This window comes from Mucilaginibacter straminoryzae, assembly GCF_022953055.1.
Lineage (GTDB): Bacteria > Bacteroidota > Bacteroidia > Sphingobacteriales > Sphingobacteriaceae > Mucilaginibacter > Mucilaginibacter straminoryzae.
Map to the genome: position 1 here is coordinate 156,623 of NZ_JALJEJ010000007.1, position 12,562 is coordinate 169,184.

Annotated in this window: 10 protein-coding genes and 1 tRNA gene; 10 read left to right on the top strand and 1 reads right to left on the bottom strand. The window is 44.2% G+C overall.

The features are described from left to right. The first annotated feature begins 137 nt into the window (after positions 1-137). From MUY27_RS15015 to MUY27_RS15055, 9 genes are all read left to right on the top strand, one after another. Positions 138-1,709, top strand: a complete 1,572-nt coding sequence (locus tag MUY27_RS15015; protein ID WP_245131220.1) for an MATE family efflux transporter — start codon at positions 138-140, stop codon at positions 1,707-1,709. 13 nt (positions 1,710-1,722) lie between these two features. Beyond that, positions 1,723-2,535 carry a glycosyltransferase family 2 protein gene (locus MUY27_RS15020; RefSeq protein ID WP_245131222.1) on the top strand — a complete coding sequence of 271 codons (813 nt, stop codon included), beginning with the start codon at positions 1,723-1,725 and terminating at the stop codon, positions 2,533-2,535. A gap of 21 nt (positions 2,536-2,556) precedes the next feature. Further along, positions 2,557-3,891: an O-antigen ligase family protein gene (locus MUY27_RS15025; RefSeq protein ID WP_245131224.1), complete on the top strand. Its 1,335-nt coding sequence runs from the start codon at positions 2,557-2,559 to the stop codon at positions 3,889-3,891. Positions 3,892-3,914: 23 nt separating this feature from the next. Beyond that, on the top strand, positions 3,915-4,982 hold the full coding sequence (locus MUY27_RS15030; RefSeq protein WP_245131226.1) for a hypothetical protein: 1,068 nt from the start codon (positions 3,915-3,917) through the stop codon (positions 4,980-4,982). Between the two features lie 15 nt (positions 4,983-4,997). Then, positions 4,998-5,852, top strand: coding sequence for a glycosyltransferase family 2 protein (locus MUY27_RS15035; RefSeq protein WP_245131228.1), 855 nt, complete (start codon positions 4,998-5,000; stop codon positions 5,850-5,852). Positions 5,853-5,863: 11 nt separating this feature from the next. Next, positions 5,864-6,799 carry a glycosyltransferase gene (locus tag MUY27_RS15040; protein WP_245131230.1) on the top strand — a complete coding sequence of 312 codons (936 nt, stop codon included), beginning with the start codon at positions 5,864-5,866 and terminating at the stop codon, positions 6,797-6,799. A 17-nt stretch (positions 6,800-6,816) separates the two neighbouring features. Further along, positions 6,817-7,971 carry a glycosyltransferase gene (locus tag MUY27_RS15045; RefSeq protein ID WP_245131233.1) on the top strand — a complete coding sequence of 385 codons (1,155 nt, stop codon included), beginning with the start codon at positions 6,817-6,819 and terminating at the stop codon, positions 7,969-7,971. Between the two features lie 101 nt (positions 7,972-8,072). Next, positions 8,073-8,145 (top strand) — tRNA-Lys (locus tag MUY27_RS15050). A gap of 280 nt (positions 8,146-8,425) precedes the next feature. Further along, a complete protein-coding gene (locus MUY27_RS15055) occupies positions 8,426-9,679 on the top strand; it encodes a hypothetical protein (protein ID WP_245131236.1) in 1,254 nt (417 codons plus the stop codon). 54 nt (positions 9,680-9,733) lie between these two features. Here the strand turns inward: MUY27_RS15055 and MUY27_RS15060 are convergent, their stop codons facing one another. Next, entirely contained in the window at positions 9,734-11,008 is a 1,275-nt protein-coding gene (locus tag MUY27_RS15060) for a BamA/TamA family outer membrane protein (RefSeq protein WP_245131239.1), read from the bottom strand. Positions 11,009-11,321: 313 nt separating this feature from the next. Here MUY27_RS15060 and MUY27_RS15065 point away from each other — a divergent pair, with 313 nt between their 5' ends. Then, entirely contained in the window at positions 11,322-12,554 is a 1,233-nt protein-coding gene (locus tag MUY27_RS15065) for an SGNH/GDSL hydrolase family protein (protein ID WP_245131241.1), read from the top strand. Positions 12,555-12,562 lie beyond the last annotated feature (8 nt).

Genomic DNA, 12,562 nt, shown 5'->3' on the forward strand with positions numbered 1-12,562 from the left:
GTTAATCTGATCGCTTCAGCTTAAAACTCTTGTTGCCCTTGCAAAGGCAACAATTAGGGCAAAACCCAGGCCCGTTGCAGCCATAAGAACTGATACGATTTTAAAAATTACAGAAGAAGCAAAATATCCCTTTAACAATGAATAAGCGTGTATTAAGATGGAATTTTATTTTTCAATACGGGTATGTAATTACCAATATTATCAATTCCCTTATACTGCTGCCTTTTTATCTGCATAAGATTGATGCCTCTACCTTAGGTGTATGGTTAGCTACAGGTAACATCCTGGCGTGGATGACGCTGATTGACCCAGGGGTAGGCGATGTGCTTCAGCAAAAGATCGGCGAGCTTTATGGCCGCCAGGATAAAAAAGAAATAGAAAAAACGATAGGATCTGGTTTAATAGCCGCTACGGGTATACTCGCGCTTGCTGTTGTAGCAGGTTTCGTATTTTACTTCCTGATCGGCGCTATTATTAATAAGGATGTGACCCAATATCCTAATCTGCAGATCGCGCTGTTTATTACGATAATTTCCACCGGGATGTCGCTCATTTCATTTGCGGTGTCTGGTATCAACCAGGGCTTGCAAAACGCTTCGCATGTAGCGGTGAGCGCAATCTTAGCAAATGTCCTTTTCCTAGTGGTAAACGTGGGCTTGCTGATCATGGGTTATGGCATTATTTCTATCGCATTCGCTAACCTGTGCCGGGCGTTGTTTATCAACATCTACAACTTCTCTGCATTGAAGTTACTAATGAAGAAAGAGCAGATGCGTATTGTATTCCTTGGGAAACACTTTAAAAGGTTCATCAAAATATTTTCGTTCACGTCAATGTCCAGCATTATAGGTGGCTTGGCTGCCAGTATGGATACCATTGTCTTGGCACGCTTTATCGCACCTTCTATGATCACTATTTTCGAGATCAACAAACGCCCGGTCCAACTAACAAATTCTATGGTTGGCAGGCATTCTGTAGCACTAATGCCGGTGGTTTCTCATGCTTCTGGCAGGGGAGATAAAAAGGGCATCCTGGATTTAATCAACGTTCAGTTTAAATACTACACTTACGCTGCGCTGTTCGTGATCCTGATTTTCTCGCTTTGCTATAAAGACCTGCTAACCGTTTGGGCTGGCAAGAATAAATACGCAGGCGACACCATTCTATACTTAATGCTGGCGAACTTCTTCTTCCAACTGGTGGGCTACTTCATGCAAAATATGGGCTATGCCTTGGGTGATATCAAAATGAACAGTATGGTAAATATTGCCAAGGGGATAGGTATCGGCGTGTTGTATTATCCGATGGGCGCCCACTTCGGTATCATCGGTATCCTGACGGTAATGTTGAGCTTTAACGTGATTGTAGAGTTTTTCTATTTCTCTTACAGGCTTTATAAACTTGGCTATCTGCAGCAATCCCTTATTAAAACCAGCCTTTCACACTGGATCATCGTAGTTCCTGTTACACTGATTGCCTATAAAGGCATCGCATTATTGGCGACAGATTTTATCGCTGCAGACCAAAGTCTGGTGCGTTTATTGTTTACCGGTGCGGCAGGAACAATCACTTACGCGGTAATGGTGATGGTGGCTGATAAAGGCTTTAGAAAAGATCTGGGCGAGAAGCTTTCGGGTATGATGGGGAAGCTTTCAAAAAAAAATAGGCAACCGCAATACGAATTGGTAACTGAAACAAACACCTTATAAAAACATATAAAAAATGGCTAAACTGGTAATTATGCTGCGTGTTAAAGACGGCATTTTCTTTATCAATGAATGGCTTGAAAGATATCAAGATATAGCAGACGAAATTGTCGCGCTGGATAATGGCTCAACTGATGGCACTTTAGATGTGTTGAAGAGCCATCCAAAAGTTGTACAGGTGCTTCAGACAGAGGGCTACAACGAAGGCCGTGACAAGAACATGGTTTACGATGCCGTTAAAGAACGCAAGGCGGACTGGGTAATGTGGTTGGATGCCGATGAAATTCTCGAACCAGGCGTCAACCGCAAGGAGTTTGATAGAATGATGGACAGCAAAGTAGTTGACCGTTATGTGTTCAGACGCTTCCATTTCATAGATCGTGAGCATTTCGCAGGGTCGCCTTACTGGTTAAACTATTCTGCCGGGCATGATCGTATGCTTTGGCGCGATAAACCGTCAGGCTATTTTGTAGACCAACTGATTGATTCACCAAACGTGAAAGGAATTGGGGGTGTTAAGTATTACACCAACTACCGTTTAAAACACCTGGGCTATATCAACAAGGCTTTGGTGGATAAGAAAGCAGATATCTACCGTGGCGTGTTTAAAGAAGATACCCCGGCTATGCGTACCATGTATATCCATAACGAGAAAAAGATCCGTTGGGTAGATAACCGCCGCAGCCTAAAAGTAATCGGGCTGAATTTTATTCTGAACCTGCTTTTAATGAAGCAGTTTGCGCAAAAGGGTTTGAAACTTTTAGTGAAACCCATAACCAAAGCATTTAGGAAAAGCAAACCTGCAGTAATGCAGCAAGCTGTAAGTTAAAAAGTTAATTACGAAGCAGCTATGTTAAATAAAGTTATTCGTTTATGGCGGTATGAGTTTCTGGTGTGGGAGTTCGCAGTAATTGTATTTACGTTTCTGGCAATGGAAGGTATTTTCAATTGGCTGTTAATGCCTATATCCATCGTCGAACTGATGTACGAGAAACTGCTGAGCATCGCCATCTTCGGCTTCGTATTATATAAGTTCAGGGATCTTACCCGGGGCGAGCGGATCATGATATTTGCCGTATTGGTAATGCTGGTGCGTCTGGTGATCGAGTCGCTCATTAAATATGGCACCGTGATGCAGGAGTTTACCATGTATACCATCCTGTACCCGGTGATATTTACGGTATACATCAAATGGCTTTGCCGTACTTATCAGCTTGACTTTCTCCCTTTCGTAGCCAAATTCTACATATGGCTTTATATCGGGTTCATGATCATCTATGGCAGAGGCTTCTCCTTTAGCCTTAATGAAGTGATTATGGATGATTACGGTCCGTTTTCAGGCGACTCGCGGATTATTCATGCGCGTTCCATCTTCATGATGATTATCCCTATGTTGTGGTACCTGATGCGCTCGATCAACCGCGATTATAAAGGCCTGGTGCCGTTTGCGATCTGCGTGGTCGTGATCCTCATCCACCAACACCGTTCCGTATGGGCAAGTAGCGTGGTGGCGCTGATCGTGTTCCTGTTTGCTGCTTATCGCAACCATTATATCTCTTTTGTAAAGCTGTTCAAAATCAGCATGGCCGCGCTTATCCTGTTGGTTGGCGTGTGGTTTATCGTCAGCTCGACTTCGCCAAAAATGATTGACTTTTTTGAGGAGCGGGGCAGCGAGATTTTAAACCCCACCCGCGAGGGTGGTACTGGCGAGTTCAGGGCACAGCAGCGTCTGGTATATTTTCAGTATGTGCTTCAACGGCCGGTGTTTGGCTGGACATTTGAAGGCTTTGAGATGCCTAACCCTTTGGTAGACTGGTGGCCAGCAAAAAGCGGTCAGCACTTCCACGAAGGGTATATGGAGATGCTTTTTTACGAAGGAATTGCTGGTCTGATCCTGAAATATGCTATCGCGATTTATATGCTGGTCAAGGCATTCAGTAAAAGGCTTAGCCAGGAATCGGTTGTCCTTGTGGCCTTTGGTGTTGCCGGAATGGTATTCTCCTTTAGTTATGTGCTCCCGCTGATTTATTACGGAATGATGGGCCTGGGTTGGTACTATATTGAGAAAGATGCCGGCCCCGCTATTACCAAACGGAAAGAAGAGGATGAAGAGCAACGCGAAGAAAGTAACGACAATTTGTTAAATCTATTAAAAAATAAACAGCCTAACGGCTATCTGCAATAAAAACGCTCACAAAATATCTACCTATGAATTATATAGCTACTTGGTTATGTGCCGATGAGAAGGGCGAGGAAAGTATCTTTCCGCAGACCGGGCAGAAATCATCCAGCCAGTCGCATCAGAATATTTACTGGCGCTGCCTTATTTTGTTCTACGCAACCAGCAAAAGATTTAATAAAGCAGAAAAACACCTGCTGTTTACCAATGTGAAAACGCTGCCAACGGTAGACGGACGCGACGTTCAAACCACCCTGGACGATCTTGGTGTTGAAGTGATTTTTACAGATTTTAAATACAAAACACCGAAAGGATATTTCGGCATGTTCCAGAACCAGTTTTACGAGTTTTCTATCCTGGAGTACATCGCGACAAACTATACCGAAGATGAGGATAACTTCCTGATCGTTGATTCTGACTGCATTTTTATCCGCCCGGCACAAGCCCTGTTCAGTGAAGCACGCAAACAAGGTTTCCTTTCTTTCGAAGACGATTGTACAGAAGACCTGGTAATCCACGGCCTTAGTCGCAAAGATATGGGCAAATTATATGCAGACTTGTTGGGCCGTGAGGTCAATGAAGTTCCGGGGTATCACCTGGGCGAATTCTTCCTGGCAAGCCTTAAAAATGTAAAGACCATTTTCAACAGTTTTTTGGAGCTATGGCCTGAATTACTAAGACGCTACGAAGCGGGCCTGCCTAAGTTTAACGAAGAGGCGCATACGTTGAGTTATATCTATTATAAAAATGGTTTCATCGCCAGTCCAAAACGTAACCTGATGAAACGCATCTGGACCAATCCGGTTTTCTATCGTAATGTAGACCCCGCCGATAATGCGCTGGTGTTATGGCACCTGCCTTCAGAGAAGACCTTCGGCCTGGCGGACCTGTATCAAGTGCTGATCAGGAAATCGCCAAACTACGGTCTGGGCTTAAGCAATAATAAATACCAAAAGCTGGTAGAGGAGAAATTGTGCATTCCGCACTTACCGCTAGCTAAAAAGATCAAGTATTATTTGCTAAGTTATTATAGGGCGTTAAGAAAACGCATCAAGAAATTCAAACTGGCAAATTCATTTAAACTGGCTTACGAATAATAAATAAGGTTAACGATGAGAATAGCAGTGCTTTTGGCAACATTTAATCGCAAGGATAAAACTTTATCCTGCCTGCGTTCGCTGTACGATCAGCAGTTGCCTTCAGATATTACGTTTAAGGTTTTTCACACAGATGATAATTCAACAGATGGCACAAGGGAGGCGGTAAAGCTTTCCTTCCCGGATGTGGAGATATTGCACGGTAGCGGCTCTTTATTTTGGGCCGGCGGTATGCGTAACTCATGGGGCGCAGCCGTTAAAGAGGGTTTCGACTACTATCTGCTGCTGAACGACGATACCATCCTGTTACCGCATACGGTAGCCAGTTTGCTCGACCATGTAAAAGCTTATGGCAACGGTACCGATGCGGTAGTGATCGGCAGTACCATGGATAAAGATAAAGAGGTGATTTCTTACGGCGGCCAGCGTTTGTACGCACAGGATAAGGTGCAATACTATTCCGTTTTTAGCAAGACGGAAGCCATGGAGTGTGATATGGCAAATGCCAACATTATGCTGGTGCCCGATAAGGTGGTTAAAACCATCGGCATACTATCGGGCGACTATACCCACAGCATCGCCGATTTCGACTATACCTTACGCGCAAAGAAAGCAGGCTTTAAAAATATTGTGGTGCCGGGCGTTTCCGGCTATTGTGTAGACGATCATGGTAACAACTGGCGGTCTGGCCGTGTGCCGCTCCGCGAACGCATCAAATACCTGAAAAGCCCTAAGGGGTTGGCCTATTACGAATACCTGCACTTCATCAGACAGCATTTTCCGAAGCATTTACCGGTGGCTTTTGTAAAGCTTTGGGCAAAAACGCTGATGCCTGTTTTGTGGGACAAGTTTAAAGTTAGTAACGCTTAATTAAAGATATCATGGCTGATCAATCAACCGTATTAGCAGTGTTCTGCTATAAAAGAGCATCAAAACTGAAGAGATGTATAGATGCCCTGTTAACAAATCCGGAGTGTGCAGATATGGACATTATCTTTTTTAGCGACGGATATAAAAATGAAAAAGATAGGGCAGGGGTATTAGAAACCCGCGACTACATTAACTCTATTACAGGTTTTCGGAATGTGATCAAACATTTCCGCGACCGAAACTTCAGCACCGGTCCAAACTTCAGGACGGGGTTAACCTATCTAGCCGAAAACTATGAGCAGTTTATCGTGGTAGAAGACGATCTGATCGTGGCGCCGAACTATGTTAAATACCTGTTGGATGCTTTGAAGTTTTATAAGAACGATCAATCTGTATTTTGCTGTACCGGGTTTGTATATCCAGTAACTCCGGAAGCGTTCAACTATCAGTACGATTCCATTGTTTACCAACGCTTCTGCTCTTATGGCTGGGGTGGCTGGGCCGACAGGTTCAAAAATGTAGTTTGGGACGAACAGGAACTGCAGCAAATGATGGATACCCGCCCGGGCTTCAAAGCGCGGTTAAATGCTGAAGGGTACGATCTGGGCCGGATGCTGAAAAAGCAGATCAATGGCGACATCTCTACCTGGGATATCCAGCTACAGGTCCATGTGGCCGAAAACCATCTGAAGGTGATCTATCCAATTTTATCTAAGGTGAACAACATCGGTTTCGACGAGGAATCTACCAATACCTTTGGCGTTAACTGGATGGAAACACCTTTCGACGAAGGTAAACAACGCAGCTTTAAATTTTGCCCGCCGGATCTGATCGTCAAGCCGTTGCAAAAGCAGATTAAAAAGCCTTTCAGTTTGCCAGAGCTGGTTAAACGTAAACTGATCAATGAGTTTATTAAAGCAACAAGGCAGGTAAAAAAAGCTTCCTGAAATTAAATAGTTGAGCTGTGGCTGTGAAAATTCTGGTAATACATACTACATATAAAGCATTCGGTGGCGAGGATAGTGTGGTTTTTAATGAAATCGACCTGCTGAAGTCTACCGGGCATGAGGTGGAGCTTTTGCAGTTCTATAACGACCACCATACGCTGTTGAAAGTGTTGCAGATGCCTTACAACCTTTCTTCGTACCGGCAAACGGTTAAGAAACTGGCCGAATTTAAGCCGGATGTAGTTCACATTCATAATTTGCATTACGGCGGCTCGCCTTCGGTGTTGTATGCTATTAAAAAGTTTAATGTGCCTACGGTGGTAACGCTGCATAACTACCGCTTGCTTTGCCCGTCCGCCACACTTTATCATAAAGGCGAGATCTTTACAGACTCCATCCGCAAAGACCTTCCATTGAAAGCGATGTTAGGAGGGGTATACTTGAACTCTAAATTACTAACGGCCTGGGTGGCGATCACTACTTTTATCCACCAGAAGCTGGGTACATGGGAAATCCCGAAACGCTACCTGGTACTGGGCGATCACTCGCGGATTTTGTTTTCTTTCTCTAAGGTGAGGAAAATTGCCAGCCGCATTGCGGTGAAACCCAACTTCTGCTACCAGGTTGAAAACGTAGCTACGGAGAAAAGTCATTACTACTTTTATGCAGGCCGCATCACCGAGGAAAAAGGCATCATGACCATGTTGGAAGCCTTTGCTAAAAATGGTTTGCGATTGAAAATTGCAGGCGGCGGCCCGATGGAAGAAGAGGTGAAGGCGTTTATAAAGAACCATCCGAATATCGAATTCCTCGGTCGGCAGAACCGCGAGCAGATGAGCGAACTATTGAGCGGCGCCACTTCACTGATCTTCCCTTCCATCTGGTTTGAAACGTTTGGCATGATCATCATCGAAGCATTTTCGGCAGGTACACCAGTTATTGCCTCGTCATTGGGGCAGTTAAAAGAGCTGATCAATGATAAGGTAAATGGCTTGCAGTTTGCACCAGGCAATGCAGAAGATCTGCAGGAGAAGATCGCCTACTTTGAATCGCTCACCGACGAAGAACGCCAGCAGTATGGCGAAAACGCACGACGCAAATATTTAGAGAACTATACGCCGGAAAAAAATGCCGAGCAGTTAATCTCCATTTACCAGGAATTGGTAGCCTGATGGCATTTGTGATAAAAACATGACCGACTTAGGTGGTAAATATATTTTCACAGCTTAAATTTTTTTTGTTCATTTGCAGCCCATTCTTTTTTAAGGGATGCGACTCCGTAGCTCAGTTGGTAGAGCAACAGACTCTTAATCTGTGGGTCCTGAGTTCGAGCCTCAGCGGGGTCACGTGTTAAAGACCGGCGAGAAGTTTATCCTGAGTTTATCGAAGGAAGCCTCAGCGGGGTCACTGGAAAAAGCGAAGCGTAAAGTTTCGCTTTTTTTATTTTAAGGCAAAAAGCTGCCAGGTTTTCAGTCACTTTTTCTAACTATTCTTTCTCAATTCCGCTTTCTTTTCAGGGTGATTTTAAGGTATTTGGAAGGGTTATTTTACCCTTCATTTCGCTTTATTAAGTGCTTGTAGCACAGTAATTTAGTGGTATAAAATGGACCTAAAAATCACAAAAAAATGAAACGGAAATTTTTGATTTGTGTGTTTATCACATTGATTATTGCACCCCCCTTTTCCTCACAAGCACAAACAGGAATTGCAGTCGGTGTTTTACTGAATCAATTAATGGACAGGGTAGAAAACGCTATCCAACTGGCAGAAAATGCAGGTAAAGGAATTATTATTCAGGGTGGAAGTACACTTTATTTATCGATGGAAAACGCCAAAATTGCTTATGCAGAAAGCCTTGATAAAACGTTTGATCACGTTGACCAATCGACACAAGGAGTAATTAACCAATTAACAGCTCTTACTATACAATTAGAAAGACAGTCTGTCGATGATGTCTCCGAAATAGTCTCTAAGGCACAGGTAATCACTAATTCACTTCCGTTTTCAAATAGGGAACCGCAAATAGCACAGTTTTCTCCAGGCTATTTCGCACCAACTAATCAAGCCTATCAGGTATCGGTAGAAATAAAAGGTAATTTCTTTTACGCCGGAGATAACGGATTTACTCCTGTTCTTAAAGTAAACAATAAAGTATTTACTCCTGTTCAGAACACTACCCAAACGCTTAAATTTTTAATCCCGGTAACAGATCTCGCTCCTACGTTAAATAATACCTTTAGTTATTCTAAGGCCGAAGTAATTGTTCCGTATAAAACCGGCTTTATTTTTACCAGAAGAAGAGAGGCAGATTATAACCTGTTATTAGGTGTTCTACCAGGTTCCCCGGGCGCGATAAAAATCAAGCATAAGTCTATAAGAACGGTGCATGAAGAGCAAAGAAGATCAACCCAAACCTGGAGCCAACACTCTTCAAATGATGACATCACCCAAACCTATTGCAGTGACGGGTTTCCCGGATGGCATATTAAAGATCCCAGTTGCGTTGTTACCTGGTCTCAAGGAAATGAGAACGACCAATGGTCGAGATCATTAGTAAGTTATAATCCACAAGTTTGTTACAGAATCAATACTGTTCATCACCCTTGGGGGACCAGCGGTAAGGTAAATTTCCATTTTGAGTTCACGATTGAAAGGGATAATCAGGTTGAAGAATGGCTGGAAGATCAGGTTGTGTTGAATTGGGGTGAATCTAAAGTTTTCAATTTCGCGCCCGGCACATGGACGGTCAGCATTGATTCTTTTGATGGAAAACATAATGAGTATTCAAGCACAGTTTCCAGTAACTATCTCGATGTTAACGGAACAACTACAGCTGTCCAACTGCAGGTTAAGAAACCAGCGCAGGTTGTCTATCCATAATATTATAGTGAAGTTAAACAACAAAAGCGAAGCATAGCGTTTCGCTTTTGTTGTTTAAAACGCCTCGTTCAGATTCAGGAAGAAGCCCCGGTTGCCAAAGCGTCCGAAGGCATAGTCGAGCGCAAGGTTGGTGCGGATGGCCTTGTTGAATAACACCCGCAAGCCTGCACCGTAGCCGGGTTGGAATTTCTCGAAGAGTTTGGTGCCCTGGGTATCGTTAGCAGTTTGCAGGTTGCCAAAAGCAACGCCGCTCAGGAATTTATTTTTCAGGATGGGGAACCTGAATTCGGCCTCGGTATCGTTAAATTGTGTGCCTTTAAAATATTGTGCAGTATACCCTCTGCCGCTGCGGAAACTACCATCACGGGCGGTGCCTGGCAACTCGAGATAGGGGATATCACCCGATACCAAGTACGATCCCCAATTCCAGAAAGCCAGCACCGTTTCAGGGCTGGCAGATGATAAGCTAAAGTATTTCCTGAAATCGGTCGTGATTTGCATCGAGTTTTTTGTACTACCGATCCAGCTTTGATTAATCCGCATACCTGCGTCAAAGTAAATGCCTTTATAAGGGCGGTTCGGGTTATCGCGCGAGGTATATTGTAAGTTAAACAAAAATCCATTGGCCGAGTAGCCGTGGTTGCCGAACCCATGTTCACGGTTATAAACACCCTGTGGCGTGGTAGGGGCGGCTGTATCGCTGCCGGTAATATTACGACGGATCTCGAAAGAAACGCCAGCGCCAACAAACAGCCCTTTTGAAATCTCCTTGTAGGCTTTCTCGCGGAAATTGTAATAATTGGAGTGGATGGCATAACCTTTACGATTCGGGTTGGCCAATAACTGCTCGGCCGTAGTGCCTTCTGCTTTTCCCTCGCCGATGCCATAGCCAAAATCGGGCGTTACGGTTTTAGCAGCAACCAGGTTGCCCTGGAAATTCCAGCGGTTACCGTTAGTGAAAATGTTATGGTTAAGGTAAAAATAAATAATACCCTTGGTGGTGATGGATGCCGATGTCGCGCCGACGGACAGCAAGGTATTGGGGTCGGTACCTAATTTTTTACCGGCTACGGCCTTAATCCCGCCCTGAAAGCCAATGGTAGGATTGGCAGAAACGTTGGGAACGACAATAATAGCTGATGTTTTTCGAGGCGAATCCGGCTTGCGCCCGGGATGGAATACGTCGCGTACCAGGTCGCCAAAGTCATATTGCTTACGCAGATCCGGTTGTGGTGGCTTTACCTTTTGTCCGTGCTTTCCTAAAGAATCTGCTTTCAGCGAATCGGTTACGGGCGGTACCTGCGCGTACGTGGTTTGTCCTATACTCATGAAAAATAGGAGGGAACAGATATATGTTGGAAGCGCTTGTTTAAAGCGGCGGATGTTCTTAGCAGTTATCATTCTTCGGTAGATCATTGCCTGCTGATAAACCAATGGAAGGTTTAATAGTTTGACTACTGATGGCGATAGGGTCGAAACGGCTTCTATAAGGCATAGATAATTAGAGTGGATTGGAGGGATTATGGCAAACAATATCAGGGGTTTCTTTGTCGCTATTCAAAATTCCGGCGGCGGCAGGTCAGGCGCTTCGAACAGGTGAACAGCCGTCTATTGCTAATTGTCTTCAGCTGAATTTATCTTTATGACGAAACTTTCCAGATTCATCCTCTGCGGCATTGTATCGGTATTGCTTTTAGCTACTGCCAAAGCCCAGGCAATTACACCCTATCAGCTACGCAGTGGGTTGCCGCATGTTTTTGAAAAACTGAAACAACACCGCCCGTTGGTAATTGCTTACTTAGGCGGAAGTATTACCGAAATGGCGGGATATCGTCTTCAAACAGAAAGTTATTTCAAGTCCGCCTATCCATCGTCGAAAATCACCACCATTAATGCAGGCGTCGGCGGAACGGGTTCTTACCTGGCGGCTTTCAGGTTAAAGCAGGACGTACTTCGTTATCAACCGGATTTGGTTTTTGTGGAATTCGCAGTAAATGATGATCAGGAAGACGCGCAAAAAAGCAAAGAGGCCATTGAAGGGATCGTCAGGCAAATTAAGCGTGCTAACCCACAAACGGATATTTGCCTTTTGTATACCGTCTATGAGCCGATGCTTGCTTTATACCGCCAGGGTAAACTGCCATCGTCAGTCACCAATACAGAAGCTATTGCCGCGCACTATAACTTGCCTTCAATCAACCTTGCTCCGCTAGTACTCGAAAGGTTAAAACAAGGCAGCCTGGTTTTTAAAGCAGATAAAAATATCTCCTCAAAAGCTAATCAATTAGTGTTTACAAATGACGGCACACATCCAACCCAGGAAGGGCATAAAATTTATACTGCTGAAATTATCAGTGCGTGGAAGTTGTTGCGGAACGTCAAGTTGGTAAAAATGGGCAGTCCATCGCTGATGTATCCCCATGCTTTACAATATGCATCTATTCAGCAGCTAAAGCCCGAGTGGTTTTCCGGCAATTGGCAGAGCGGGAAAAAAATGCCCGAGTTAAATCAATTCTTGAAGAATCTGCCAGGACTTGTTTACACGGACGACCCGAATAGCAGCATCACCTTAAAATTTAAAGGCCGCGAGATTGGTTTTGAAGATATTATTGGGCCCTCATCTAATATTGCATCGATCACGATAGACGGTATCACGGTTAAGCGTTACCGGTTTGACCCATACGCTTTTTATTACCACCGCAGTTATTTTTTTGTTGATGGGTTGAAAGACGGGCCGCATACGGTAGGTATCCGGTTGGATACAAGCCTCATTGATAAATTAAAAATGCTTGCGCCAGGACATAAAGACAATTTACCGTCTTACCGGAGGAAAGAATTATACATTGGCGATGTGCTGTTGAACGGGCAACCTTAAGTAATAGG

Bases quoted from the DNA above. Each gene is read 5' to 3' on its own strand.
- MUY27_RS15065 (WP_245131241.1), top strand. From the start codon at position 11,322: ATGACGAAACTTTCCAGATTCATCCTCTGCGGCATTGTATCGGTATTG.
- MUY27_RS15015 (WP_245131220.1), top strand. From the start codon at position 138: ATGAATAAGCGTGTATTAAGATGGAATTTTATTTTTCAATACGGGTAT.
- MUY27_RS15025 (WP_245131224.1), top strand. From the start codon at position 2,557: ATGTTAAATAAAGTTATTCGTTTATGGCGGTATGAGTTTCTGGTGTGG.
- MUY27_RS15035 (WP_245131228.1), top strand. From the start codon at position 4,998: ATGAGAATAGCAGTGCTTTTGGCAACATTTAATCGCAAGGATAAAACT.
- MUY27_RS15040 (WP_245131230.1), top strand. From the start codon at position 5,864: ATGGCTGATCAATCAACCGTATTAGCAGTGTTCTGCTATAAAAGAGCA.
- MUY27_RS15060 (WP_245131239.1), bottom strand. From the start codon at position 11,008: ATGAGTATAGGACAAACCACGTACGCGCAGGTACCGCCCGTAACCGAT.
- MUY27_RS15020 (WP_245131222.1), top strand. From the start codon at position 1,723: ATGGCTAAACTGGTAATTATGCTGCGTGTTAAAGACGGCATTTTCTTT.
- MUY27_RS15030 (WP_245131226.1), top strand. From the start codon at position 3,915: ATGAATTATATAGCTACTTGGTTATGTGCCGATGAGAAGGGCGAGGAA.
- MUY27_RS15055 (WP_245131236.1), top strand. From the start codon at position 8,426: ATGAAACGGAAATTTTTGATTTGTGTGTTTATCACATTGATTATTGCA.